General features: G+C 72.2%; 23 protein-coding genes. 17 read left to right on the top strand and 6 right to left on the bottom strand.

Annotated features, from left to right (window positions below; genetic code table 11):
* Positions 1–134: 134 nt before the first annotated feature.
* Complete coding sequence (locus tag QIY60_RS01770; RefSeq protein ID WP_283145789.1) at positions 135–1373, bottom strand: Ig-like domain-containing protein; 1239 nt, start codon at positions 1371–1373, stop codon at positions 135–137.
* 232 nt (positions 1374–1605) lie between these two features.
* On the opposite strand from QIY60_RS01770, the gene QIY60_RS01765 reads away from it, so the two are divergent.
* From QIY60_RS01765 to QIY60_RS01740, 6 genes are all read left to right on the top strand, one after another.
* Positions 1606–2763, top strand: coding sequence for a peptidoglycan bridge formation glycyltransferase FemA/FemB family protein (locus QIY60_RS01765; protein WP_283140773.1), 1158 nt, complete (start codon positions 1606–1608; stop codon positions 2761–2763).
* Positions 2760–4397: a murein biosynthesis integral membrane protein MurJ gene (gene murJ / locus QIY60_RS01760; RefSeq protein ID WP_283140772.1), complete on the top strand. Its 1638-nt coding sequence runs from the start codon at positions 2760–2762 to the stop codon at positions 4395–4397. Before QIY60_RS01765 ends, murJ begins: the two co-directional genes overlap by 4 nt.
* A 94-nt stretch (positions 4398–4491) precedes the next feature.
* On the top strand, positions 4492–5175 hold the full coding sequence (locus QIY60_RS01755) for a response regulator transcription factor (RefSeq protein WP_283140771.1): 684 nt from the start codon (positions 4492–4494) through the stop codon (positions 5173–5175).
* Complete coding sequence (locus QIY60_RS01750) at positions 5172–6662, top strand: ATP-binding protein (RefSeq protein WP_283140770.1); 1491 nt, start codon at positions 5172–5174, stop codon at positions 6660–6662. The genes QIY60_RS01755 and QIY60_RS01750 overlap by 4 nt, the downstream gene beginning before the upstream one ends.
* Positions 6659–7150, top strand: a complete 492-nt coding sequence (locus QIY60_RS01745; RefSeq protein ID WP_283140769.1) for a hypothetical protein — start codon at positions 6659–6661, stop codon at positions 7148–7150. The genes QIY60_RS01750 and QIY60_RS01745 overlap by 4 nt, the downstream gene beginning before the upstream one ends.
* Before the next feature lie 47 nt (positions 7151–7197).
* Positions 7198–8454: a cytochrome P450 gene (locus QIY60_RS01740; RefSeq protein WP_283140768.1), complete on the top strand. Its 1257-nt coding sequence runs from the start codon at positions 7198–7200 to the stop codon at positions 8452–8454.
* Here QIY60_RS01740 and QIY60_RS01735 read toward each other — a convergent pair.
* Entirely contained in the window at positions 8402–9136 is a 735-nt protein-coding gene (locus tag QIY60_RS01735; protein ID WP_283140767.1) for a hypothetical protein, read from the bottom strand. The genes QIY60_RS01740 and QIY60_RS01735 overlap by 53 nt on opposite strands.
* A gap of 116 nt (positions 9137–9252) precedes the next feature.
* Here QIY60_RS01735 and ggt point away from each other — a divergent pair, with 116 nt between their 5' ends.
* Both ggt and QIY60_RS01725 read left to right on the top strand, forming a co-directional pair.
* On the top strand, positions 9253–11049 hold the full coding sequence (ggt, locus tag QIY60_RS01730) for a gamma-glutamyltransferase (RefSeq protein ID WP_283140766.1): 1797 nt from the start codon (positions 9253–9255) through the stop codon (positions 11047–11049).
* 166 nt (positions 11050–11215) lie between these two features.
* Positions 11216–11923 (top strand): glycoside hydrolase family 75 protein, encoded by a 708-nt coding sequence (locus QIY60_RS01725; protein WP_283140765.1) that lies wholly within the window; start codon positions 11216–11218, stop codon positions 11921–11923.
* 27 nt (positions 11924–11950) lie between these two features.
* Here the strand turns inward: QIY60_RS01725 and QIY60_RS01720 are convergent, their stop codons facing one another.
* The 3 genes from QIY60_RS01720 to QIY60_RS01710 all read right to left on the bottom strand — a co-directional run bounded on the left by QIY60_RS01720 (position 11951) and on the right by QIY60_RS01710 (position 14807).
* A complete protein-coding gene (locus QIY60_RS01720; RefSeq protein ID WP_283140764.1) occupies positions 11951–12607 on the bottom strand; it encodes a DUF4360 domain-containing protein in 657 nt (218 codons plus the stop codon).
* Positions 12608–12798: 191 nt separating this feature from the next.
* Complete coding sequence (map, locus tag QIY60_RS01715; RefSeq protein WP_283140763.1) at positions 12799–13566, bottom strand: type I methionyl aminopeptidase; 768 nt, start codon at positions 13564–13566, stop codon at positions 12799–12801.
* A 71-nt stretch (positions 13567–13637) separates the two neighbouring features.
* A complete protein-coding gene (locus tag QIY60_RS01710) occupies positions 13638–14807 on the bottom strand; it encodes a thiolase family protein (RefSeq protein ID WP_283140762.1) in 1170 nt (389 codons plus the stop codon).
* Between the two features lie 127 nt (positions 14808–14934).
* Here QIY60_RS01710 and QIY60_RS01705 point away from each other — a divergent pair, with 127 nt between their 5' ends.
* Positions 14935–15402, top strand: coding sequence for a helix-turn-helix domain-containing protein (locus tag QIY60_RS01705; RefSeq protein ID WP_283140761.1), 468 nt, complete (start codon positions 14935–14937; stop codon positions 15400–15402).
* A gap of 144 nt (positions 15403–15546) precedes the next feature.
* On the opposite strand, the gene QIY60_RS01700 is transcribed toward QIY60_RS01705, so the two are convergent.
* Positions 15547–15798, bottom strand: coding sequence for a helix-turn-helix transcriptional regulator (locus QIY60_RS01700; protein WP_101390849.1), 252 nt, complete (start codon positions 15796–15798; stop codon positions 15547–15549).
* Positions 15799–16148: 350 nt separating this feature from the next.
* Here QIY60_RS01700 and QIY60_RS01695 point away from each other — a divergent pair, with 350 nt between their 5' ends.
* The 8 genes from QIY60_RS01695 (at position 16149) to QIY60_RS01660 (ending at position 25800) form a co-directional block, all read left to right on the top strand.
* On the top strand, positions 16149–17231 hold the full coding sequence (locus QIY60_RS01695) for an alginate lyase family protein (RefSeq protein ID WP_283145788.1): 1083 nt from the start codon (positions 16149–16151) through the stop codon (positions 17229–17231).
* 184 nt (positions 17232–17415) lie between these two features.
* The gene (locus QIY60_RS01690; RefSeq protein WP_283140760.1) at positions 17416–18825 is read left to right on the top strand and encodes a hypothetical protein; all 1410 of its coding nucleotides are present in this window, start codon (positions 17416–17418) and stop codon (positions 18823–18825) included.
* A gap of 46 nt (positions 18826–18871) precedes the next feature.
* Positions 18872–19393 carry a haloacid dehalogenase-like hydrolase gene (locus tag QIY60_RS01685; protein ID WP_283140759.1) on the top strand — a complete coding sequence of 174 codons (522 nt, stop codon included), beginning with the start codon at positions 18872–18874 and terminating at the stop codon, positions 19391–19393.
* Between the two features lie 118 nt (positions 19394–19511).
* Entirely contained in the window at positions 19512–20354 is an 843-nt protein-coding gene (locus QIY60_RS01680) for a nitrilase-related carbon-nitrogen hydrolase (protein ID WP_283140758.1), read from the top strand.
* Entirely contained in the window at positions 20351–21631 is a 1281-nt protein-coding gene (locus QIY60_RS01675) for an aspartate aminotransferase family protein (protein ID WP_283140757.1), read from the top strand. The genes QIY60_RS01680 and QIY60_RS01675 overlap by 4 nt, the downstream gene beginning before the upstream one ends.
* A gap of 136 nt (positions 21632–21767) precedes the next feature.
* Complete coding sequence (gene hydA / locus QIY60_RS01670) at positions 21768–23174, top strand: dihydropyrimidinase (RefSeq protein ID WP_283140756.1); 1407 nt, start codon at positions 21768–21770, stop codon at positions 23172–23174.
* Positions 23175–23190: 16 nt separating this feature from the next.
* Positions 23191–24189 (top strand): TIGR03842 family LLM class F420-dependent oxidoreductase, encoded by a 999-nt coding sequence (locus tag QIY60_RS01665; RefSeq protein ID WP_283140755.1) that lies wholly within the window; start codon positions 23191–23193, stop codon positions 24187–24189.
* A 108-nt stretch (positions 24190–24297) separates the two neighbouring features.
* Positions 24298–25800 (top strand): NCS1 family nucleobase:cation symporter-1, encoded by a 1503-nt coding sequence (locus QIY60_RS01660; protein ID WP_283140754.1) that lies wholly within the window; start codon positions 24298–24300, stop codon positions 25798–25800.
* Positions 25801–25877: the final 77 nt, after the last annotated feature.

Below are 25877 nucleotides of genomic sequence, written 5' to 3'. Positions count from 1 at the left end.
CTTGAGGTGGGGGAGCGGAGTCACGAGTGGCTCCCCGTTGCGTCGTTGCAAAGTGAACTGACGCCAACCGGGAGCCCTTACCGGAAGTAACTGGTCGGTAAGTTATGTGCGGGTAGCGATCGCTGGACGAGCTGTCAGCTGCTCGCGGTGCCCGAGGTGCCGGAGGAGGAAGCGCCGCTCAAGGCGCTCTTCTGCTGCCACTGCTCCCAGCTGAGGTTCCACTCGCCGTAGCCGTTGTTGAGCGCCTGGGGGCCCTTGGTGTCGTCGCCGACGATCTCGAACGGGTCGCCGACCTGCACCGTGCCGTACAGCTCCTTGGCGTTGGCGTCGCTCATGCCGATGCAGCCGGAGCTGTGGTTGGTGTTGCCGAAGTACGAGGCGTTCCAGGGCGCGGCGTGCGCGTACATCCCGGACCAGGTGAGGCGCATCGAGTAGTCGACCATCTTGTTGTAGGCGTTGCCGAGGCCGACCGTCTCGGAGTTCATGTTGATCGTGCCCTCCTTCGCCATCAGGACGGCCTTGCCGCGCCAGGACCGCTTGTCGCCGCCGGGCGTGCCTCCCGACACCGGGATGTCCTTGACCACGGCGCCGTCGCGGTACAGCTTGAGGCGGTGGTTGTCGAGGTCGACCTTGACGACCTGGTTCCTGCCGACGGTGAAGCCGGTCTTGTAGTCCTTGACGAACCAGCCGCTGCCCGAGTCGACGCCGTTGAGGTCCGCTTCGAGGGTGACCTTCGTCCCGGACTTCCAGTACTCCTTGGGCCGCCAGTCGACGCGGGACTTGCCCGAGTAGTCCTCCATCCAGCCCCAGGACCCCGCGGTGTTGTCCGAGGTGGTCACCTTGAGCTGCTTCTCCACCGCCGCCTTGTTCTTCACCGGGTGGTCGAAGACGATCGACAGCGGCTGGGCGACGCCGACCGTGGTGTCCTTGCCGGGCGCGAGCGACAGCTTGTTCACCTTGTCGGCGGCGGCGGTCGTGAAGCCGGCCTTGGCGGTGGAGCCCTTCTCGTCCTTCGCCTCGACCGCGTACGTGGTGCCGGGCGCGGCGACCCGGTCCGAGGTCCAGGTCCTGCCGTCGGCGGCCGTCTTCCCCGCCAGCTTCCCGCCCTTGCCGTCGGTGACCGTGACCTGCTGGAGCTTGCCGGCGGCCAGGGTGACCTTCACCGGCTCGCCCGCCTTCGCCTGCTGCCCCGTCAGATTCACCGATATCTCGGCCTTCTTGCCCGCGCCCGCCAGATCGGCGGCGCCCCCCTTGCCGTCGCCGGACCCGCCCGAGCCACCGGAGCAGGCGGTGAGGGCCGCGGCGAGGACAGCGGTGCCGACGATCGCGGCGTTACGGACCGGGCGGCGGCGGAGCGGGGTGTGGCGGCGTATGCGGCTCAACTGGAAAACCTCCGTAGCAATGCTTCTCCATAGGAGAGAGTCGGTAACTCGACTCTAGGTTGCGGAAAGTGCGGGGAATCTCGGGAATTCGTTTGTGACGGGGACCGCAGAGGAACCGTCACCGTCCGGTCACATGCGCCGCGCGGCCCGGTCACGGTCCGCTGTGAGCATCCTGTGCATCCCCGCGGCACCGACGGCGGGGCGCACTTGGGAGGTCACTCACGTGTCCGCACTGCTCGTGACCGGCGACCGCGACCAGGACCTGCGGGTGCACGGTCTCTCCGTCGCCGAGTACCGGTCCTATCTGGCGGGCCGCACCGGCGTGAGTTTTCTGCAGTACCCCTCGTGGGCCGAGGTGAAGGACCAATGGTCCGCGGAAAGGGTCGGCTGGCACCTTGACACGGGTGAATTGAAGGGTGCGGCCCTCGTGCTCTACCGGCAATTCCCGGGCACCCGGAAGTACTTCGCCTACCTCCCCGAGGGGCCGGTCGCGGACTGGGCCGATCCCGACATCGACCGCTGGCTGGGGCCGTTGCTGCGCCATCTGCGCAAGGCGGGCGCCTTCGCCGCGCGCATCGGGCCCTCGCCCGCCTACCGGCGCTGGGACGCCGCCCTGCTGAAGTCCGCGACCGGGCCCGGCCGCAAGGTCGGCGATGTGCTCGCCACCGAGGTGGACCCGCTCGGCTCGGCCGTCGCCGAGCGGCTGCGGGCGCGCGGCTGGCGGCGCTGCGGGGGCGACGACGGCGACGCCGACGCCCAGCCGCGCCACGTCTTCCAGGTCGGGCTGGCCGGGCGCACTCCCGATCAGCTCTGGTCCGGGCTCAACCAGGAGTGGCGCCGCAACGTGCGCACCGCCAAGAAGGCGGGCGTCGAGGTCGTCACCGCGGGCGCGGCCGATCTGCCCGAGTTCTACCGGTTGCTGCGGATCACCGAGGAGCGCGACGGCTTCCGGCTGGGCCGGTCGCTTGCGTACTACGAGCGCCAGTACGCGGTGCTCAACGCCGAGCAGCCGGGCCGGATGCGCCTCTACCTCGCCGTCCACGGCGGCGAGGTGCTCGCCGCCCACACCATGATCACGGCCGGGCGGCGGGTCTGGTACCAGACCGGCGCCTCCGCCGACCACCGCCGCGAGGTGCGGCCCAGCAACGCCCTGCAGTGGCAGATGATGCTCGATGCCCACGCCCTCGGCGCCGACGTCTACGACATGCGCGGGGTACCCTCCACCCTTGATCCACAAGATCGCCCGTTCGGCCTGCTGCGCTGGAAACTCGGCACCGGCGGACAGGTGGTCGAGACGCTGGGGGAGTGGGAGACACCGATGAGCGGCACCGCCAACCACGCGCTGTACCGCGCGTTCCAGGCCTATCTGGCCCGCCGGTGACGGCCCCCGTCCACGCCGGGCCCCGCCACGCGGCCAAGGCGTCGGTGGCGCGCAGCGGCGCGGTGATGGCCGCCGGGTCGATCGTCTCGCGGGCGACCGGGTTCGTACGCTCCGCCGTGGTGGTCGCGGCCCTCGGCACCGGGCTCGTCGGCGACGGTTTCACGGTCGCCAACACCATCCCCAACATCCTCTACACCCTGCTCATCGGCGGCACCCTCAACGCGGTCTTCGTGCCCGAACTGGTCCGCGCCGCCAAGGAGCACGCCGACGGGGGCAAGGCCTACACCGACCGGCTGCTCACCGCGTGCACCGCGGCCCTGGTGGCCATGACGGTCCTCGCGGTGCTCGCCGCACCGCGGATCGTCGACTTCTACACCGACTACACCGGCGCCCAGCGGGACCTCACGGTCGCCTTCGCCCGCTACTGCCTGCCGCAGATCCTCTTCTACGGCCTGTTCACGCTCTTCGGGCAAGTGCTCAACGCGCGCGGCCGGTTCGGCGCGATGATGTGGACGCCGGTCCTCAACAACCTCGTCGTCATCGCGGTGTTCGGGCTCTACCTGTGGACCGCCGGGACGTCCGGCTCGACGCTCGGTGCCACCGACACCCGCGTCCTGGGCTGGGGCACCACCGCCGGGATCGTGGTGCAGGCGCTCGCCCTGTTCCCGGCGCTGACCGCGGCCCGGTTCCGCTGGCGGCCGCGGTTCGACTGGCGCGGCAGCGGCATCACCCGCCCGCTGCGCTCGGCGGGCTGGCTGGTGCTGCTCGTCCTGACCAACCAGGCCGCGTACTGGGTGGTGACCCGGCTCTCCACCACCGCCGGGCAGCACGCCCACGACCAGGGCGTCGCCGGCGGCGCGGGCTACACCGCGTACACCAACGCGTACATGCTCTGGGTGGTGCCGCACGGCATCGTCACCGTCTCCATACTCACCGCGCTGATGCCCCGGATGAGCCGGGCGGCCGCCGAGGCGGACCCGGCGGCGGTGCGGCGCGACCTCTCCCACGGGCTGCGCACCAGCGCCGCGATGATCGTTCCGGCCGCCTGCGCGCTGCTCGCGCTCGCACCCTGGCTGATGGGCGCGGTCTTCGGGTACGGCAGGACGTCTCCGGCCGATGTGACGGTGATGGCGGGGATGCTGATGGCGTTCGCGCCCGGGCTCATCGCCTTCTCCGGGCAGTACGTGCTCTCGCGCGGGTTCTACGCGCTGAGCGACACCCGCACCCCGTTCGTCCTCAACCTGGTGATCGCCGGGTGCAACGCGGGTCTGTCCGCCCTCGCCTATGTGCTGCTGCCCGCGCGCTGGGCGGTCACCGGGATGGCCGGGGCGTACTCGCTCGCCCTGTTCGCCGGGTGGGCGGTCACCGCGTACACCCTCGACCGCAGGCTCGGCGGCGGCGGGCTGCTGCGCTCGCCCTCGCTCGCCGCCCACGGCCGACTGCTGGTCGGCTGCGTGCCCGCCGCGCTGATCGGGTACGCGACGGCCCGCGCGGCCGAGGGGCTCGGCGACATCGCGGCGACCGGGGCCGGGACGGCCGCGCTGCTCGTGGTGCTCGCACTGCTCGCGCGGCCGCTGCGGCTCGACGGCATCAACGACATGATCGGCAAACTGCGGGGCGGCCGGGGCCGCTGACCGGCCCCCGGCCGCCCGGCCGTACGAGACCTCTGCGGCACCTGAGACCACTGCGCCATCCGAGACCCCTGAGACTGCTGGGATACTGACGCTCATGCCACGCGTGCTGCTCATAGAGGACGACCCCTCCGTACGGGAAGGGGTCGAGCTCGGTCTGCGCCGGCGCGGCCACGAGGTGCGCGCGGCCGAGACCGGTGAGGCGGGTCTCGCGGCGCTCAAGACCTTCCAGCCCGAGCTGGTCCTGCTCGACCTGATGCTGCCCGGCATCAACGGCGTGCAGGTCTGCACCCGCATCCGGGAGACCAGCCAGCTGCCGATCATCATGCTCACCGCGCGCGGCGACGACTTCGACGTGGTGGTGGGCCTGGAGGCGGGCGCCGACGACTACATCGTCAAACCCGCCCGCACCGAGGTCATCGAGGCCCGCATCCGGGCCGTGCTGCGCCGCCTCGCCGACCCCGGGGTCCGGCCCGGCCTTGAGTTCCACGGCGAACTGGCTCTGGACCGGGCCGGCCTCACCGCCGCCAAGTCGGGCGAGCGGCTTCAGCTCGCCCCCTCCGAGCTGAAGCTGCTGCTGCACCTCGCGGCCTCGCCCGAGCAGGTCTTCAGCCGCCAGCAGCTCCTGGAGTCGGTGTGGGAGCACAGCTACCACGGCGACGCGCGCCTGGTGGACGCGTGCGTGCGGCGGCTGCGGAACAAGATCGAGGACGCGTCGGGGAGCCCCCGCTACATCCAGACCGTCCGCGGCTTCGGCTACCGCTTCGGACCGCTGCGGTGATACGCGCGCTCAAGCGGCTCGGGCGGATCGGCCTGCGGGCCCGGCTGGTGGCCGCCTTCCTCCTGGTCGCCGTGATCGCCGCGGGCACCACCGCCACCCTCATCTACCAGGAGGCCCGCTCGGCGATCCTCAAACAGGCCCAGGACACCGCGGTCGACCAGCTGCGCGAGCAGATCGGCGCCCAGAAGGTCACGCTGCCGATGAACCGCGACTCCCTGCGCAAGCTGAGCCTCACCGTGGGCCGCCAGGGCAAGCCGCACCCCTGGTCCGTGTACGCCGAGTACGGCACGCTGCGCGCCTCCAACGTCAGCAAGCCCACGTCCGCCGTCCTCACCGAGGAGCTGCGCCGCCGCGCCCGCGCCAATCCGCACGGCACCTTCCAGCGGGTGGTGAAGGACGGCAGGCCCTGGCTGACCATGGGCATGCCGGTGAGGCTCGGCGTGGAAGGAGTGCAGCCGACGCAGCCCAGCGGGATCATGATCTACGCGGTGATGCCGCTCGGCCCCGAGGAGGACACCGTCCAGGCGATGGTCAGCGCCGCCCGCGACGGCGCGCTGCCCGCGCTCGCCGTCGCGCTGGTGCCCGCGCTGCTCGCCGCGCGCAGCGTGCTGCGGCCGGTGCGCGATCTGCGCCGGGCCGCGAGCAGCATGGGCAAGGGGCGCCTCGACACCCGTATCGAGGTGAAGGGATCGGACGAACTGGCCGATCTGGCCTGGACGTTCAACGAGTCGGCCAAGGAGCTGGAGCGGTCCGTCGAGGAGCTCCAGAAGGCCGAGGCCAGGGCCCGCCGGTTCGCCGCCGACGTCTCGCACGAGCTGCGCACCCCGCTCGCCGGGATGCTCGCCGTCACGGAGGTGCTCGACGAGGACGCCGACCGGCTCGACCCCGACACGGCCGCCGCCGTGCGGCTCGTCTCCGCCGAGACCGGCAAGCTCGCCACGCTCGTCGACGACCTGATGGAGATCTCCCGCTTCGACGCCAAGGCCGCCGCGCTCAACCTCGACGAGGTGGACGTCGCCGAGACCATCGCCAAGACGCTCCAGCGCAGGCGGTGGGAGGAGGAGGTCGTCGTCGAACTCCCCGGCGGGATACGGGCGATGCTCGACCCCAGGCGCTTCGACATCGTCGTCGCCAACCTCGTCGGCAACGCGCTGCGGCACGGTGCCGCGCCGGTCCGGGTGACCCTGCGCACCGAGGAGCTCCCCGAGGGCCCGCGGGTGGTGACCGAGGTCCACGACAGCGGCCCCGGACTCGCCCCGGACGTGCTGCCGCACATCTTCGACCGCTTCTTCAAGGCCGACGCCGCCCGGACCCGCTCGGTGGGCAGCGGCCTCGGCCTCGCCATCACCCTGGAGAACGTCCGGCTGCACGGCGGCACGGTCCGGGCGGCCAACCGTCCCGGCGGCGGCGCCGTGTTCACCGTGGCGCTGCCGCCGCGCCCGCCGGTCGCGGAGCCGGTGCCATTGTCGGCGGAGCCGGTGTCATGAGGCGGTCGAGGGCCGGCGCGATCGCGCTGCTGCTGCCCGCCGTGCTGGCGCCGGCCGGGTGCGGGGTGCGGCCCTCCGGGGTCGTGGAGGTGGGCGACCCGGCGATCGTGCAGACGGTGCCGGACTCCGCCCTGGGCGGCGCGGCCGTCTACCTCAAGGGCCCCGACGGAGTGCTGCCCGTCATCCGGGCCACCGGCGAGAAGGCGACCCCGGGCGCGGCGATCATGAGGCTCCTCGACGGCCCCACGGACGCCGACCGGGCGGCAGGACTGACCTCCGACGTGCCCAACTACTACGGCGGAGTCGCGATCAACGTGGAGGACACGACCGTACGGGTCACGCTGACCCGCCCCGTACGCGACTTCTCCGCCGTGGCCCGGCAGCAGCTGGCGTGCACCGCGGCCCACGCGACGGCGGACAGCGGCGCGGTCACGGTGGTCCTGCGGGGCAGCGACACCACCCTCGCCCCCGAGCACTGCCCCTTCTGACCCGGGCACTCTTGTCGCGGGCCTCCGGTTGCCGTCACCTTGGTGCGATGAGTGATCTGCCGGACGTCTTCGACCCGCGCCGGTACGCCGCCGGGCCGCCCCACGACGACTACCGGGAGCTGCGCGAGCGGCACCCGGTGGCCTGGCAGGAGGAGTACGAGGTGCTGGGCTGGCCCGCCGGGCCCGGCTTCTGGGCGGTCACCCGCCACGCCGACGTCGTACGGGTGCTGAAGGACCCGGTCACCTACTCCTCCACGCTCGGCGCCACCCAGATCCGCGACCCCGACCCCGACGACCTGCCGTTCATCCGCCGCATGATGCTCAACCAGGACCCCCCGCACCACGGCAGACTGCGCCGCCTGGTCAGCCGCGCCTTCACGCCCGGCCGCACCGACCGGTTCGCGGCGGCGGTACGGGCCCGGGCGCGCACCCTGCTCGGCGCGGCCCGCGACGGCGCCGAGGACGGGGTCTTCGACCTGGTCACCGAGGTCACCGACGACTACGCGCTGCTCAACCTCGCGGATCTGCTCGGGGTGCCCGGCAGCGACCGGGGGCTGCTCCTCGACTGGACCGAGCGGGTCATCGGCTACCAGGACCCGGACGAGCCGCCGGTGCTCGGCCCCGACGGGCGGCCGGTCAACCCGCGCTCGCCCGCGATGCTGCGCGAGATGTTCGCGTACGCCCAGGAGCTCGCCGCGTACAAGCGGCGCGAGCCCGCCGACGACATCATGACCTCGCTGGCGCACTCCGAACTGGCCGACGCCGAGCTGGAGATGTTCTTCTTCCTGCTGACCGTGGCGGGCAACGACACCGTGCGCAGCGCCGCGCCCGGCGGCTTCCTGGCCCTGGCCGAGCACCCGGACCAGCGGCGGGCGCTGTACGAGGGCGAGGCGTCCCTGGACACGGCCGTGGACGAGCTGCTGCGGTGGCACCCGCCCGTCCTCACCTTCCGCCGCACCGCCGCCCGGGACACCGTGCTCGCCGGTCAGCGGGTGCGCGCGGGCGACAAGGTGGTGGTCTTCCACGCCTCGGCCAACCACGACGAGCGCGTCTTCACCCGCCCCCAGCAGCTGGACCTCACCCGCACGCCCAACCCCCACGTCTCGTTCGGGGACGGCCCGCACGTCTGCCTCGGCGCCCACTTCGCCCGGCTCCAACTGCGCGTGCTGCACGAGGAGGCGCTGCGGCTGCTGCCCGGCCCGGAGCTCGCCGGGCCGCCGCGCCGACTGGTCTCCAACTTCATCAACGGGGTCAAATCGCTGCCGCTCCGGCTGCCGGGGCCGGGGTCAGGGCCGCGCGGGTGACGTCGGCGACGACCTCCACCACGTCCGGGCCGTACGCCAGGGAGTTGACGACCTTCAGGAGCAGGCAGAAGGTGCCGTTGCCGTGCTTGCGGGCCAGCTTCTGGTGGTTGCGGGCGAGGTAGCGGGTGGCCGCCTGGTTGGTTATCGCGCGCTGGCCGCAGAACAGGAACACCGGCCGCTGACCCTGGCCCGCGGTGACCCGGGCGAGGATCACGTACTCGGTGACCCCGCCCTCCACCCGGTACTTCTCGCCGCCGATGGTGAACGCGCCCCGGTCCGGAACGGGCTCGGTGTCCACGTTCATCGTCACGCCCGGCAGCAGCGCGGAGAGGTGCGCCGCCATACGGCGATTCGAGTACGGGCCGCCCAGGCAGAACTCCGTGCGCTCCCCGAAGCCCTGCTGGGTCAGATCGTGCTGGACGATCCGTGCGTGGGCCCCGCAGTCCTTGATGAGCGAGGCGAGTTCGAGGAGCGCGAACACGTCGAACCGGTGCACCGCGCCCTCCGCCCCCGCGTCGCGGTTGACGACGAGCAGGCACTCGGAGTGGGTCGGCAGCCCGAAGAACGCCTGCTTGCGGCGGAGCCTGCGGTTCCAGAGAGAGGTGCGGGTGAGCCAGCCCAGGGCGGCGCTGATGCCCGCGGCGACCACTCCCAGCACGATGTTGCGCACGTCGTCGTTCATGGGCGGGCATGTTAGCGGGAGTTCGATGTCGTGTTCGTGTCGCGTGCGATGACGGTCCTGACGCGACGGCGGGTGCGGCGCTACGCTGCGCGGACGTTCGCACCCAGGAGGTACGCATGCGTCGCTCCGCCGTCCGCAGTCTCTCGTTACTGGCCGTCGCCGCGGCCGTGGCGACCTCGGTCGCGGCCGCCCCGCCGAGCACCGCGCCCCCGCCCGCCAAGACGCCCGAGGCGATCGGCTACGGGGGCGCCGTCGCCAGCGTCGACGCGGACGCCACCGCCGCCGGCATCGAGGTCCTCAAGCACGGCGGCAACGCGGTGGACGCCGCCGTCGCCACGGCCGCCGCCCTCGGCGTCACCGAGCCGTACTCGTCGGGCATCGGCGGCGGCGGATTCTTCGTCTACTACGACGCCAAGTCCCGCACCGTGCACACCATCGACGGCCGCGAGACCGCGCCGCACTCCGCGACCTCGTCCCTGTTCCTGGAGAACGGCAAGCCGCTCCCGTTCCCGGACGCGGTGACCAGCGGGCTCGGCGTCGGCACCCCCGGCACCCCGGCCACCTGGGACGCGGCCGTCGACGCCTGGGGCTCCAAGCCGCTGCGCCGGCTCCTCGAACCCGCCGAGCGGATCGCGCGCGACGGCTTCACCGTCGACGACACCTTCCGCCAGCAGACCGCCGACAACCAGGCGCGGTTCGCCGACTTCCCGGACACCGCGAAGCTCTTCCTGCCCGGCGGACAGCTCCCGGTGGTCGGCTCGAAGCTGAAGAACCCCGATCTCGCCCGCACCTACGAGGAGTTGGGGCGCGCGGGCGTGGACGCCGTCTACCGCGGCGACCTGGGACGCGACATCGTACGGACCGTCCGCAAGCCCCCCGTCGCCTCCGGCTCGACCCGCATCGCGCGCCCCGGCGACCTCACCGAGAAGGACCTGCGCTCCTACGCGGTCAAGCGCCAGGCCCCGACGAAGGTGGACTACCGGGGACTGAAGGTCTACGGCATGGCGCCCTCGTCCTCGGGCGGCACCACGGTCGGCGAGGCGCTCAACATCCTGGAGCACACCGACCTGTCGAAGGCGTCCGACGTCCAGTATCTGCACCGCTACATCGAGGCGACCCGGGTGGCCTTCGCGGACCGGGGCCGCTGGGTGGGCGACCCGGCCTTCGAGGACGTACCGACCAAGGGGCTGCTCTCGCAGCGGTTCGCGGACTCGCGGGCCTGCCTCATCAGCGACACCAAGGCCCTGACCAGCCCGCTGGCGCCCGGCGACCCCCGCCACCCGGCGCCGTGCGCCACCTCCGGCCAGGCCTCGCCCACCACGTACGAGGGCGAGAACACCACGCATCTGACGGTGGCCGACAAGTGGGGCGACATCGTCTCGTACACGCTCACCATCGAGCAGACCGGCGGCAGCGGCATCACGGTGCCCGGTCGTGGCTTCCTGCTCAACAACGAGCTGACGGACTTCTCGTTCGCCCCGGCGAACCCGGCCGTCCACGACCCGAACCTGCCGGGTCCGGGCAAGCGGCCGCGCTCCTCCATGTCGCCGACGATCGTCCTCGACGGTCACGGCAGGCCGGTGCTCGCGCTCGGCTCGCCGGGCGGCGCGACCATCATCACCACGGTGCTCCAGTCCCTCGTCGGGCACCTCGACCGGGGCCTGTCGCTGGTCGACGCCATCGCGGCCCCGCGCGCCAGCCAGCGCAACGCGGCGACCACGGAGCTGGAGCCCGGGCTCTACAGCAGCCCGCTGAAGGCCCAACTGGAGGCGCTGGGGCAGAAGTTCACGCTCAACCCGATGATCGGCGCGGCGACCGGCGTGGAGCGGCTCGGTGACGGCCGCTGGGTGGCGGCGGCCGAGAAGGTCCGGCGCGGCGGCGGTTCGGCGATGGTGGTGCGCCCAGCCGGGTGACACTTCGCCAGAACCGTCCGCCGGGCGGGTGAAGCGGGCGCGGCCCTCGTCCCTGTGGGGACGGGGGCCGCGTTTCATTTGATGGGCCAAGGTTGACGCGCTCATGTAAACGGGTCAGATGTGTTTGGGTCGGGTAAGGAAACTTGCCTAACAGAAGGGTCCCCACGTGCGCACTCGAACGCTCGCCGTCGCCGCCGCTTCCGGTGCCGCCCTGCTCGCCGCGGCGGCCCTCCCCGCCACCGCGCAGAACACGGCCCGCGCCGCCGACGCCCCCACCCCTACCGGGGAGGGCTCGGTCGGCGCGGCCGAGCTGCTGGCCAAGGTGAAGACCTGTTCGCAGATCTCCAGCGGCAAGTACAGGACCGACAGCGCGAAAGCCGCGACGGTCCCGGTCTGCGGCAAGAACGGCGCCGTGTTCTGGAAGGCCGACCTGGACGTCGACTGCGACGGCCAGACCACCACCGCCTGCAACCGTGACACCGACCCGTGGTTCCAGGGCGACACCGCCTTCCACCAGTCCAACGGCAGACCGCTGAACGCCGAGAAACTGCCCTACGTCGTCGTGCCGGGCTCCAGCTCGATCTGGAACTACTCCTCGGCCGGGATGAAGGGCGGTGGTGTGGTGGCCGTCATCTACGACAACAAGGTCGAGTACGCGGTGGTGGGCGACACCGGCCCCTCCAGGATCATCGGCGAGGCGTCCTACGCCACCGCCAAGGCGCTGGGGATGGACCCCGACCCGGAGACCGGCGGCGCCGAGTCCGGCGTCACGTACATCCTCTTCAGGGACTCGCAGGCGAAGCCGATCGAGAGCCACAGCGCGGCGGTCGCGCTCGGCGACGAGCTCGCCAAGCGGTTCGTCGCCGACAACTGACGGGGTGCCGGGCGGCCCGCGTGCGCGCTACTTCGGCGGGCACACCTTCCACGAGAAGTGGTAGACGGTGTTGATGCTGGCGTCGGTCGAGTCCATGCTGATGAAGCTGGTGGTGTTGACCGTGTCGGAGGTGCCGGCCCCGGCCCGCAGTTCGGTGTTGATGTTCAGATAGCGCTCCTCGCCGCAGGGCTTGTAGACGAGGGCGGAGACGTCCGTGGTGTCGTTGGTCTGCCAGTCGTCGGAGAACGGCCCCTTGAACGGGTGCGTGATGGAGGCCGTCTGGGGCATGCCCTGGAAGTAGTAGTTCGCCCGCTCCTGCGCGGTGGCGCCCTGCGCCAGATGGGCGAAGCCGCGGTAGTCGGCCGAGGCGATCGCGTAGGTGAAGCCCTGCGGCACGTGGACGTTCAGCGCGAGCTGGCAGTTCTTCCTGATGTCGGTCGGCGCGGAACCCTTGCCGACCTGTGCCAGGTAGGTGCTGTACGTGACGGTGAACGCGGTGTTGTCGGGTGAGACAGCGACGGCCGCCGTACCGGCCGGACACCCCGAGCCGTTGACGGTCACGAGGTCGATCACGATCTTGTCGGGCGGCGGGGTGCCCCAACCGCCGGGGGCATGGGCGGAGGCGCTGAGCGGGGCGGCCAGCAGGACGGCGGACGCGCCGCCGATGGCCAGTGCGTTGAACATGACGCTCCCTTCGGTCATGTCGCCAGCCCGGGTTCTCCTGTGGGGGGTTGGCGGGACCATGACAGCAGAACGTTACGTTCCGGGACAGGTACGGACCAGCCAGCGTAGGGCCGTTCCGGGCCCGTACCGGTGGCCCGAAGCGGGCGTCGACTTCCGGCCACGGGGCGGAAGTCAACGCCCTCCGTCAACGCCTAGAGCCGGGTCAGGATCCGCGGGCCCGCGTCCGTCACGGCGACCGTGTGCTCGGTGTGTGCCGCGCGGACGCCGGTGACCGTGCGCAGCGTCCAGCCGTCCCGGGCCGGGTAGTACCCGTCGGTGCCGTCCGCGATCAGCATCGGCTCGATCGCCAGGACCATGCCGTGCCGCAGCACCATGCCCCGGCCCGGGCGGCCCTCGTTGGGCACCCCCGGGTCCTCGTGCATCCGGCGGCCGATGCCGTGGCCGCCGAAGTCCTCCGGGATGCCGTATCCGGCGCCCCGGCACACCGTGCCGATCGCGTGCGCGATGTCGCCGATGCGGTTGCCCACGGTCGCGGCCGCGATGCCCGCCTCCAGAGCCTCGTACGCCGTGGAGATCAGCCGGACGTCCTCGGCCCGCGCCCGGCCCACCGTGAAGCTGATCGCCGAGTCCCCGGCCCAGCCGTCCAGGACCGCGCCGAAGTCGACGCTGACCAGGTCGCCGTCGCGCAGCCGGTAGCCGTCCGGGACGCCGTGCACGATGGCGTCGTTGACGGAGACGCAGGCGACGGCCGGGAACGGCACCGGCGCGAAGCCCGGGTGGTAGCCGAGGAACGGTGAGGAGGCGCCCGCCGCGCGCAGCACCTCGTGGGCCGCCGCGTCGATGTCCAGCAGGCTCACGCCCACGTCCGCCGCGTCCCGCGCCGCGGCGAGCGCCCGCGCGACCACCCGCCCGGCCTCCCGCATCGCATCCATCTGTGGGTCCGTCTTGATCTCTACCATTCCAATTACTATACCGGTCGGGTGGAGCGGTCGCGCAGACGGCCGTACGGGTGACACGGGCTGAGGAGACGTCAGAGGGCTTCCAGGACCGTGGCGTTGGCGAGTCCTCCCGCCTCGCACATGGTCTGGAGGGCGTACCGCGCCCCGCGCTGCCGCATCGTGTGCACCAGCGTGGTCATCAGCCGGGTGCCGCTGGCGCCCAGCGGGTGGCCGAGCGCGATCGCGCCGCCCCGCACGTTGACCTTCGCGGGGTCGGCGCCGGTCTCCTGCTGCCAGGCGAGCACCACGCTCGCGAAGGCCTCGTTGACCTCGAAGAGGTCGATGTCGGAGAGGCCGAGTCCCGCTTTGCGCAGCACCTTTTCCGTCGCCGGGATGACTCCGGTGAGCATCAGGATCGGGTCGGAGCCGGTCACCGCGAAGCTGTGCAGCCGGGCGAGCGGGCGCAGCCCGAGCTTCGCCGCGGTCTCGCTGGAGGTGATCAGGACGGCGGAGGCGCCGTCGTTGGTGGGGCTGCTGTTGCCCGCCGTCACCGACCAGTCGATCTGCGGGAACCGCTCGGCGAAGTTCGGGTCCACGAAGGACGGCTTCAGCCCGGCGAGGATCTCCGGGGTCGTCGTCGGACGCACGGACTCGTCCCGCGTCAGCCCCGCGATCGGCGCGGTCTCGGCGTCGAAGAGTCCGGCGTCCCAGGCCGCGGCGGCCTTCTGGTGCGAGGCGGTGGCGAATTCGTCCATCCGCTCGCGCCCGATCGACCACTTCGCCGCGATCAGCTCGGCGCTGATGCCCTGCGGGACGAGGCCCTCCGGGAAGCGGGCGGCCACGCCCGGGCCGAACGGGTCCTTGCCGGCCGGCACGTTGGACCACATCGGCACCCGGCTCATCGACTCGACCCCGCACGCCACGACCAGGTCGTACGCCCCCGAGATCACGCCCTGGGCGGCGAAGTGCACGGCCTGCTGCGAGGAGCCGCACTGGCGGTCCACGGTCGTCGCGGGGACGGTGTCGGGGAACCCGGCGGAGAGCCAGGCGTACCGGGTGGTGTTCATGGCCTGCTCGCCGACCTGGTCGACGGTGCCGCCGATCACGTCGTCGACCAGCGCCGGGTCGACACCGCTGCGCTCGACGAGGGCGCGCAGGGTGTGGGCGAGCAGTTCGACGGGGTGCGTCTGGGAGAGCGCCCCGCCCGGCTTTCCCTTTCCTATCGGGGTACGGACGGCTTCCACGATCACGGCGTCACGCATCGCGTGCTCCTCGGTTCCGCTCGGGTCCCACCCGCGCTACCGGCGAGTAGGTTGGAAAACTGGATCTACTGTAGCCCGATGGGTTGGAAAATCCAATGCACTGCCGTTCCTGGCTTACCGTGGAGCCATGACGACGTCGCAGAAGAACTCCCGGCCCTGCTCGATCGCCGACGCGCTGGCGGTCGTGGGGGAGAAGTACGCGCTGCTCGTCCTGCGCGAGGTCTTCTTCGGTGTGCACCGCTTCGACGCGATCGCCCGCAACGTGGGTGCCCCCCGCGACATCCTCACCGCCCGGCTGCGCCGGCTCGTCGACGCGGGCGTCCTGGAGAAGGTGCTCTACAACGAGCGCCCGGCGCGGTACGAGTACCGGGCCACCGAGGCGGGGCAGGAGCTGCGCCCGGTGCTGCTGATGCTGATGCGCTGGGGCGACCGCCACCTGGCGGACGTGCCGCCGACGGTGTGGCGGCACGCGTGCGGGGCGGACCTGGACCCGGCGATCATGTGCCGCTCCTGCGGCGAGGAGGTCCATCGCCGGGATGTGACCCCGCGGTTCCAGGTGCCGGGGTGGGGCGCGGAGGGGGCGGAGGCCCCGTAGGGGGGCGAGCTTGGTGGAGTGGGGTGCGCATGGCCCCCTCGGGGCGGGCCTCGCGGAGTGGGGTAGGCACGGCCCCCTAGGGGCGCGGGGAACTGCGCGACCGGCCACGCACGGTCCGCAGACGAACCGCCACCGGCGAAGTGCTTACGCCGCCAGCGGCGTGCAGTGCCCCGCGACCTCGTCCAGCGAGAGGCCGAGCACGGAGGCGAGCGCGGCCACGGTGAAGAACGCCGGGGTCGGCGCGCGGCCGGTCTCGATCTTGCGCAGGGTCTCGGCGGAGAGACCGGCGGCCGCGGCGACCTCGCTCATGCTGCGCCCGTCCCGCGCGGCCCGCAGCAACCGGCCGAGCCGTTCGCCGCGCTCGCGCTCTTCGGGGGTGAGAGGGGTCCGGACCATGGGGCGAGTCTAGTCCCGTACCCCCTTCGTTCGTCTGCGGACCGTGCGTGGCTGGTCGCGCCCACGCGGCGGAGCCGCAAAATGTCACAGCCCCGCGCCCCTAGGAGGCCGTGCGCACCCCACTTCGAGAACGCCTCCCAGGCGTACAGCCGGTCGGCCCAACAGATCCTGCGGGCGGCCGGGGGCGGCGCCACCGTGGAAGCGTGCTCAAGCCGTCCACCCCGAAGTGGCCCCGCCGCGCCGCCACCCTCGCCGCCTGGGGCGCCCTCGCCCTCGCCGCCTGCACCCCCGCCTCCCGCGTCTCCGCCACCGCCGACCACGACACCGTCACCGCCTTCCACCACCCCGGCGTGGTGATCGGCAGGAGTCAGCTGGACGCCGTACGGACGCGGGTCCGGGCCGGGCGGGAGCCGTGGCACTCGGCGTACGAGAAGATGCGCACCAGCCGGTACGGCTCGCTCGCGTACACCCCGCACCCCGCCGAGACCGTCCCCTGTCCGCCGAACGCCGGGCCGCCCTCCTGTCTGGCCGAGCGCGAGGACGCGATCGCCGCGTACACCCAGGCGCTGCTCTGGTCCGTCGACGGCGACGAGGCGCACGCCCGCAAGGCCGTCGAGATCATGGACGGCTGGTCGAAGGTGATGAAGGAGCACACCGAGGGCAACGCGGGCCTGCAGACCGCCTGGGCGGGCTCCTCCTGGGCGCGCGCCGCCGACATCGTGCACGCGGGCTATCCGAAGTGGGGCGCCGCGGACGTCCAGCGCTTCAAGTGGATGCTGCGCAAGGCCTATCTGCCCGCCGTGACCGCCAAGGTCCCCGACTACAACGGCAACTGGGAACTGGCGATGACCGACGCGGCCATCGGGATCGCGGTGTTCCTGGAGGACCGCGAGCTGTTCACCGAGTCCCTGGGCCGCTACCGGGCGCGGGTCCCCGCGTACTTCTACCTCGGCTCCGACGGGAAGCTGCCCGTGCCGCCGCCCGGCGGCACGATGAACACCCCGGAGAAGCTGGCCGCGTACTGGTTCGGGCAGCGCACCTACGCCGACGGGCTCGGCCAGGAGACCTGCCGCAACTTCATGCACATCGGCTATTCGCTGGCCGCCTCCGCGCACATCGCGGAGACCGCCTGGCAGCAGGGCGTCGACCTGTACGGGCCGACGGCCGAGCGGCTGCGGGCCGCCCTGGAGTTCCACGCCCGCTACCAACTGGGTGAGGCGGCCCCGCCGTGGTTGTGCGGCGGCAAGGTGGAGCGCACGATGGGTCCGGACGTGGAGGTCGCACTCAACCATCTGCGCAACCGGATGCACCTGAAGCTCCCCGAGACCGAGAAGCTCGCCGAGCGGCAGCGCCCGGCAGGGACCGACGACCTGTTCGTGGCCTGGGAGACGCTGACGCACGCGGACAACCCGGGTCGGGGTGCGGCGGTGTGACGGGAGCGGGGCGCGCGAGGGGCGCCGCTCGGGGGCGCGCGACTTCTTTCATCACCACCCCGTTCGGCGCGCGGCCACACGCCGGTATCGCGGCGAAGACCTCGGCGTAACACGGGCGCAATACGGCGGGTATCGAATGCCCACGGACCGTGGGGGTTCAGTCGAGCGGTTGGGGGATCGCGCCATGACGGTGAATCAACTCCCGGTGGACATCGGGGTGTTCGTGCAGTACATGGGCCGGATGACGGCCCTGCTCGACCGGTACGGCGGCTGGTACGGGGTCTTCTCGCAGCGCGACCCCGACGGCATGGCGGCCTGTCTCGACGGCAGCGAGGTCCCGCCCTGGGACGTGGTCGAATCGCTGCTCCAGGACCTCGCGCCGACGCACGGCCCGGAGGCGGTGGCCCGCGAGGCGGTACGGGCGCGGGCGCTGCACACCGCGGCCGCCGCCGCGTACGACACCCGCCCGGGCGGCCGCGAGGCGCTGCACGAACGGCTCGCCCTGATGCTCCGCGAGCAGGCGTACGCGGCCGACCGGCTGCCCGGCGCCGCCCCGGACGAACTGGCCTGGATCCAGGACGACCTGGCCCGGGCGACGGCGCGCTGCGCCGAACTGCGCGCCCGCATCGCCGCGTTGGGCCCGGAGGTCCCGAGGGGCTGGTTCAGCGAGCGGGCGGTGGCGCGGCCCAGGGAGGCGGCCGAGGGGGAGGGCGGCCCGGTTGGGCGGGGCGGACCCGACGGTCCCGGCCGACCGGGCGCGTCCGGTGAACCCGGCGGGCCCAGTGGATCCAGTGGACCCGGGGGACCCGGTGGACCGGCTGCCGACCCGGCGCCCCGCGTCCCCGCGCCCCGGCCCGCCGCGCGGCGCATCTCGCGCGGGGCCCGGTTCGCCGGGATCGAGGCCGACGCGGACGGGGCGGAGGACGGCGGGCCCTTACTGCCGCCGGTCGTCGCCGCCGCGCCCACCGGGGCCCGGTTCGGCGGCGGTTGGCACACCCGCAGGCAGCCCGGGCACGCCCGGGGGAAGAACGAGCAGCGGCAGGACCGGGCGGACGACCGCGACCAGCGCCGGAGCGTCCGCGAGGCCGTCGTCCGGCTGGTGCGGCTGCGCGCCCGGGGCCGCACCGGCGAGGCGCACGCCGTGCTGTGCGAGGCGGCCGCAGGACCCGCCGCCCTGCTGCCGCTGTTCGCGGGCGAGCTGCACCGCGCGGGACTGGGCGCCGACTGGGCCACCCTGCTGTGGGAGGCGGCCTCGCTGCCGCCCGACCGGCTGGCCGCCGCGGCCGACGCGCTCGCCGCTGCCGGGCAGGGCGCCGACTGCCACCGGCTGCTGCGCCAGGGCGTGAGCCGGCCCGCCGAGCAGATCGCGGACGCGGTGCTCGCGCTGGGTGACGCCGGGCGCGAGCGCGAGGCGGACGCGCTGCTGAGCGCCTTCGTCCGGGTCCGCACGCCGGAGGACGCGGCGCATCTGGCCGCGCACGCCCCGGCGCGCCTCGGGCCGCAGCTCCTCGCCGCCGCCGGTGCGGTCTCCGAGGGACGACGACGGGACGTCATCCACGCCTTCCGGGTGGCCAGAATTGCAACAGAACGTTGAAAATTCTGGATTGAGGTGAGGGCGCGGCTGGGCAGGGTCCGTACCGATGGACATGGACTCCCGCGCAGCCCGCCCGCGTACGCCCCGGCTCCGTACGCCCACCGCCGCCGCGTTCTTCGACGTCGAGGGCACGCTCCTGGCCGTGCCCGAGCTGCCCGAGCCGCACCGCGACGGCCCCGGGCCGCCGCTCGGCCGCCTCTGGCACGCGCCGGTCCTCGCGGCCCTGCACGACCACGCCGCCCGGGGACACCTGGTGGTCCTGGTGACGCAGGCGTCCGCCGGGGCCGTCGCGCCCCTCGCCCGCGAGCTGGGCGCCGACGCCGTGCTCTGCGCCCGGCCGAGGGCCCCGATGAGGGGCCAGGGCAAGGGATACGCGGCCCGCGCCCTGCTGCGCGAGCACGCCCTGCTCGCCGCCGACTGCTACGCCTACGCGGACGAGGCGGCCGACCTCCCGCTGCTCGCCGAGGTGGGCCATCCGGTGGTCGTCGGCGACGACCCGGTGCTGCTGAGGCACGCCCGGCGGGGCAACTGGGCCCGGCTGCCCGCCCCCGTACCGAGGGAAACGTGATCGACTTCGTGGCGTAACGGCGATGGTCTTGCCACGGTGCGTGACGGGCTCTACGGTCTCTCCACACGCGGTCTACGCGTGTGGATGCCTGGCTGACGGCCCGTCTAAGGAGCAGCTCATGGCCACTGTTGTCCGCGCCGCACTGGTCCAGGCCAGTTGGACCGGCGATACCGAATCCATGATCGCCAAACATGAGGAACACGCCCGCGAGGCGGCCCGGCAGGGCGCGAAGATCATCGGATTCCAGGAGGTCTTCAACGCCCCGTACTTCTGCCAGGTGCAGGAGCCCGAGCACTACCGGTGGGCGGAGCCGGTGCCGGACGGGCCGACCGTGCGGCGGATGCAGGAGCTCGCCCGCGAGACCGGGATGGTGATCGTCGTCCCGGTCTTCGAGATCGAGGGCTCCGGTTTCTACTACAACACCGCGGCCGTGATCGACGCCGACGGCAGCTACCTGGGCAAGTACCGCAAGCACCACATCCCCCAGGTGAAGGGGTTCTGGGAGAAGTACTACTTCAAACCGGGCAACCTGGGATGGCCGGTCTTCGACACCGCCGTGGGCCGGGTCGGCGTCTACATCTGCTACGACCGCCACTTCCCCGAAGGCTGGCGGCAGTTGGGCCTCAACGGTGCCCAGCTCGTCTACAATCCGTCGGCCACCTCGCGTGGACTTTCGGCCTATCTGTGGCAGCTGGAACAGCCCGCTTCGGCGGTGGCCAACGAGTACTTCGTGGCCGCCATCAACCGGGTCGGCCGCGAGGAGTACGGCGACAACGACTTCTACGGCACCAGCTACTTCGTGGACCCGCGCGGCCAGTTCGTCGGCGAGCCCGCCAGCGACAAGGAGGAGGAACTCCTCGTCCGGGACCTCGACTTCGGCCTCATCGACGAGGTGCGCCAGCAGTGGGCGTTCTACCGCGACCGGCGGCCGGACGCCTACGAAGGGCTGGTGAAGCCGTGACCGCCCTCTTCGACCGCCACCGCGCGGTCCTGCCCGACTGGCTCGCGCTCTACTACCGGCACCCGATCGAGATCACCCACGGCGAGGGCCGCCACGTCTGGGACGCCGAGGGCAACCGGTACCTCGACTTCTTCGGCGGCATCCTCACCACGATGACCGCCCACGCCCTGCCCGAGGTCACCAAGGCCGTCTCCGACCAGGCAAGCCGGATCATCCACTCCTCGACGCTCTACCTCAACCGCCCGATGGTGGAGCTCGCCGAGCGGATCGCCCACCTCTCCGGCATCCCGGACGCCCGGGTCTTCTTCACCACCTCCGGCACCGAGGCGAACGACACCGCGCTGCTGCTCGCCACCGCCTACCGCGGCTCCAACCAGGTCCTGGCGATGCGCAACAGCTACCACGGCCGCTCGTTCAGCGCGGTTGGCATCACCGGCAACCACGCCTGGTCACCGACGAGCCTGTCGCCGCTGCAGACGCTGTACGTGCACGGGGGCGTCCGCTCCCGAGGCCCTTACGCGGAGTTGAGCGACCGTCAGTTCATCAACGCGTGTGTGGCAGACCTGGAGGACCTGCTCGGGCACACCCGCGAGGTCGCCGCGCTCATCGCCGAGCCCATTCAGGGCGTCGGCGGCTTCACCTCGCCGCCCGACGGGCTCTACGCCGCCTTCCGCGAAGTCCTCGACCGGCACGGCATCCTGTGGATCAGCGACGAGGTCCAGACCGGCTGGGGCCGCACCGGCGACCACTTCTGGGGCTGGCAGGCGCACGCCGAGAACGGCCCGCCGGACATCCTCACCTTCGCCAAGGGCATCGGCAACGGCATGTCCATCGGCGGTGTGGTGGCGAGCGCCCGCGTCATGAACTGCCTGGACTCCAACTCCATTTCGACCTTCGGCGGCTCCCCGGTCACCATGGCCGCCGGCCTCGCCAACCTCTCGTACCTCGTCGAACACGACCTCCAGGGCAACGCGCGCCGCGTCGGCGGCCTGCTCATCGAGCGGCTGCGGGCCGTCGCCGCCCAGCTCCCGCTCGTACGCGAGGTGCGCGGCCGGGGCCTGATGGCGGGCATCGAACTGGTGAAGCCGGGCACCGACGAGGCCCATCCGGAGGCCGCGGCCGCCGTGCTCGAAGCGGCGCGCGAGGGCGGCCTGCTCATCGGCAAGGGCGGCGGGCACAACACCAGCGTGCTGCGGATCGCCCCACCGCTGACGCTCACGGTCGCGGAGGCGGAGGAGGGCGCGGCGATCTTGGAACGAGCACTACGAGTCGTGTAGCACCTGCACTTTCAAGGTGCCGCGCTCCCGTCCCCCAGGGGCGCGGGGGACTGCGCGACCAGCCCGAGGCGGCCCGCAGACGAGCAACAACGCCCCACGCGGAGCGCGCACGTACGTGTACGAGAGGGACACACCCATGAGTACCCGCACAATCATCCGCGGCGGCCTGGTGATCACCGCCGCCGACGAGATCCACGCCGACGTCCTGATCGAGGACGGCCGCATCGCCGCCCTCGCCGCGCACGGGTCGAGCGCGGCGGGGAGCTGGAGCGCCGACCGTACGATCGACGCGTCCGACAAGTACGTCATCCCGGGCGGAGTCGACGCCCACACCCATATGGAGCTCCCCTTCGGCGGGACCTTCGCCTCCGACACCTTCGAGACCGGGACCCGGGCCGCCGCCTGGGGCGGCACCACCACCATCGTGGACTTCGCCGTGCAGTCGCCGGGCCACGCGCTGCGCGAGGGCCTGGACGCCTGGTACGCCAAGGCGGACGGCAAGTGCGCGATCGACTACGCCTTCCACATGATCCTCTCCGATGTGAACGAGCACACGCTGAAGGAGATGGACCTGCTGGTGGAGGAGGGCATCACCTCCTTCAAGCTGTTCATGGCCTACCCCGGCGTCTTCTACAGCGACGACGGCCGGATCCTGCGGGCGATGCAGCGCTCCGCCGCCAACGGCGGGCTGATCATGATGCACGCCGAGAACGGCATCGCGATCGACGTCCTCGTCGAGCAGGCGCTCGCCGCCGGCCGCACCGACCCGCGCCATCACGGCGAGGTGCGCCGCGCCCTGCTCGAAGCCGAGGCCACCCACCGGGCGATCCAGCTGGCCCGGGTCGCCGGGGCGCCGCTCTACGTCGTCCACGTGTCGGCCGAGGAGGCGGTCGCCGAGCTGGCGGCCGCCCGGGACATGGGGCTTCCGGTCTTCGGCGAGACCTGTCCGCAGTACCTCTTCCTCTCCACCGACAACCTGGCCGAGCCCGGCTTCGAGGGCGCGAAATACGTCTGCTCGACGCCGCTGCGGCCCGAGGAGCACCAGGCCGCGCTGTGGCGGGGGCTGCGCACCAACGACCTCCAGGTGGTCTCCACCGACCACTGCCCGTTCTGCTTCGTGGGGCAGAAGGAGCTCGGCCGGGGCGACTTCTCCAAGATCCCCAACGGTCTGCCGGGCGTGGAGAACCGGATGGACCTGCTCCACCAGGCGGTGCTCGACGGCCACCTCACCCGGCGCCGCTGGATCGAGATCGCCTGCGCCAGCCCGGCGCGGATGTTCGGGCTGTACCCGAAGAAGGGCACCATCGCGCCGGGCGCCGACGCCGACGTCGTCATCTACGACCCGCACGCCGAGCAGACCATCTCCGCCGAGACCCACCACATGAACGTGGACTACTCGGCGTACGAGGGCAGGCGGATCACCGGCCGCGTCGAGACGGTCCTCTCGCGCGGCGAACTCGTCGTCCACGAGCGGCAGTTCACTGGCCGCGCCGGACACGGCGTCTACACCCCGCGGGCCACCTCCCAGTACCTCGGCCAGTAACCAGGAGCAGCACCACATGGACTTCGGACTCGTCCTGCAGACCGACCCGCCCGCCTCGTCCGTCGTCGGCCTCATGCGCCGCGCGGAACGCAACGGCTTCCGCTACGGCTGGACCTTCGACTCGGCGGTCCTCTGGCAGGAGCCGTTCGTCATCTACAGCCGCATCCTGGAGCACACGCGGCAGATGCACGTCGGCCCGATGGTGACCAACCCGGGCACCAGGACCTGGGAGGTCACCGCCTCCACCTTCGCCACCCTCAACGACATGTACGGCAACCGCACGGTGTGCGGCATCGGGCGCGGCGACTCCGCGATGCGCGTCGCCGGGCGCAAACCCAACACCCTGGCCCGCCTGGGCGAGGCCATCGGCGCCATCCGCGACCTCGCGGAGGGCCGCGAGGCCGAGGTCGACGGGCAGCGCCTGAAGCTGCCCTGGGTCAGGGACGGCAAGCTGCCCGTCTGGATGGCGGCGTACGGACCGAAGGCGCTGGCCCTCGCCGGGCAGAAGGCCGACGGCTTCATCCTCCAGCTCGCGGACCCGTTCCTGACGGAGTGGATGGTCAAGGCGGTCCGCACGGCCGCCGTGGAGGCCGGGCGCGACCCCGCCTCCGTGACCATCTGCGTCGCCGCCCCGGCCTACGTAGGCGACGACCTCGGCCACGCCCGCGAGCAGTGCCGCTGGTTCGGCGGCATGGTCGGCAACCACGTCGCGGACCTGGTGGCCCGGTACGGCGAGCACTCGGGCCTGGTACCGGAGGCGCTCACCGACTACATCAAGGCGCGCCAGGGCTACGACTACAGCCACCACGGCCGCGCCGACAACCCGGACACCGCCTTCGTCCCCGACGAGATCGTCGACCGCTTCTGCCTCCTCGGCCCGATCGAGGCGCACATCGAGAAGCTGAAGGCGCTGCGCGACCTGGGCGTCGACCAGTTCGCGGTGTACGCGATGCACGACGCGCGGGAAGCGGTCATCGACGCGTACGGGGAGCGGGTGATCCCGGCACTGAGCTGAGGCGTCCGGGGGCGCCCGTCCCGCACCGGGCGCCCCCGTTCCCGTAACCCGCCCCTCCCCACGGCCCGTTCGCCCTCCCCCCTCGTCCCCCGAACGAATGGCCCGCCCATGACCGACACCGCCATACCCGCGGACACCGCCCCGCCGGACAGCCGCTTCTCCAACGACGACCTCCGGCCGGTGCCGCCCGAGGAGCGCCGCTGGACCACGTACAACTTCGCCGCCCTCTGGGTCGGCATGGCGCACAACATCCCCTCCTGGACGCTCGCCTCCGGTCTGGTCGCCCTCGGCATGGACTGGAAGCAGGCCGTGTTCACCATCGCGGTCGCCAATGTGATCGTGCTCGTCCCGATGCTGCTCACCGGGCACGCGGGACCGAAGTACGGCATCCCCTTCCCGGTGCTCGCCCGCGCCTCCTTCGGGCTGCGCGGCGCCAATCTGCCCGCGCTGATCCGCGCGGCGGTCGCCTGCTGCTGGTTCGGCATCCAGACCTGGATCGGCGGCCAGGGCGTCTTCGTCCTGCTCGGCAAGGTCTTCGGCGGCTGGGCCGACGCCTCCGAGATCGGCGGCGAGCCCTGGACGCTGTGGCTGTGCTTCGTCCTGTTCTGGGCCCTGGAACTGGCCATCATCCACCGGGGGATGGAGACCCTGCGCCGGTTCGAGAACTGGGCGGCGCCGTTCGTCCTGGTCGGGGCCGTGGTGCTGCTGGTCTGGATCGCCCACAAGGCGGGCGGCTTCGGCCCGCTGCTCGACCAGCCCTCCAAGCACGGCTGGGGGCGGGACTTCTGGCCGGTCTTCTTCCCGTCGCTGATGGGCATGATCGGGTTCTGGGCGACGCTGTCCCTGAACATCCCGGACTTCACCCGCTTCGGCAAGGGCCAGCGCGCCCAGGTCTGGGGCCAGACCCTCGGCCTGCCGACCACCATGACGGCCTTCGCCCTGCTGTCGGTGCTGGTCACCTCCGGTTCGCAGGCGGTGTACGGGGTGGCGATCTGGAACCCGGTGGACCTGGTGGCCCGGACCGACAACGTCTTCGGGCTGCTGTTCGCGCTGCTCACGGTCCTGATCGCGACGATCTCCGTCAACATCGCGGCGAACGTGGTCTCCCCGGCGTACGACCTCGCCAACCTGGCGCCCCGCTTCATCACCTTCCGCAGGGGCGCGCTGATCACCGGCGTGGTCGGCGTCGTGATCTTCCCGTGGAAGCTGACGTCGACGCCCGAGCTGTACATCTTCACCTGGCTCGGGGTGGTCGGCGGCCTGCTCGGCACGGTCGCGGGCATCCTGATCGCCGACTACTGGATCATCCGCCGCACGGTCCTCGACGTGGCCGACCTGTACCGGCCGGGCGGCCGCTACTGGTACCGAGCGGGCTGGAACTGGCGCGCGGTCGCCGCGTTCGCCGTCGGCGGTGTCCTGGCGGTGGGCGGCTCGTACTCGACGGTCGACCCGAAGGGGAAGAAGCTGGGCCCGTTTCCGGTGGACGGCTTGATCCCGGTACTCAAGCCGCTCGCGGACTATGGGTGGGCTGTGGGGTTGGGGGCGGCGTTGGTGGTCTATACGGGGCTGATGGGACTGGGGAGGCGAAAAGCCGGGGCGGACGTCGGCTGAGCGGCTCTGTGGCAGTGCGATGCGGACCCGGCGCCCTTTAGGGGCGCGGGGAACTGCGCGAGCAACCCAGCACGGTC

Origin of the sequence: Streptomyces sp. BPTC-684, from assembly GCF_030028635.1 — a bacterium.
GTDB lineage: Bacteria > Actinomycetota > Actinomycetes > Streptomycetales > Streptomycetaceae > Streptomyces > Streptomyces noboritoensis.
This window is presented reverse-complemented; position numbering and strand designations above follow the sequence as displayed.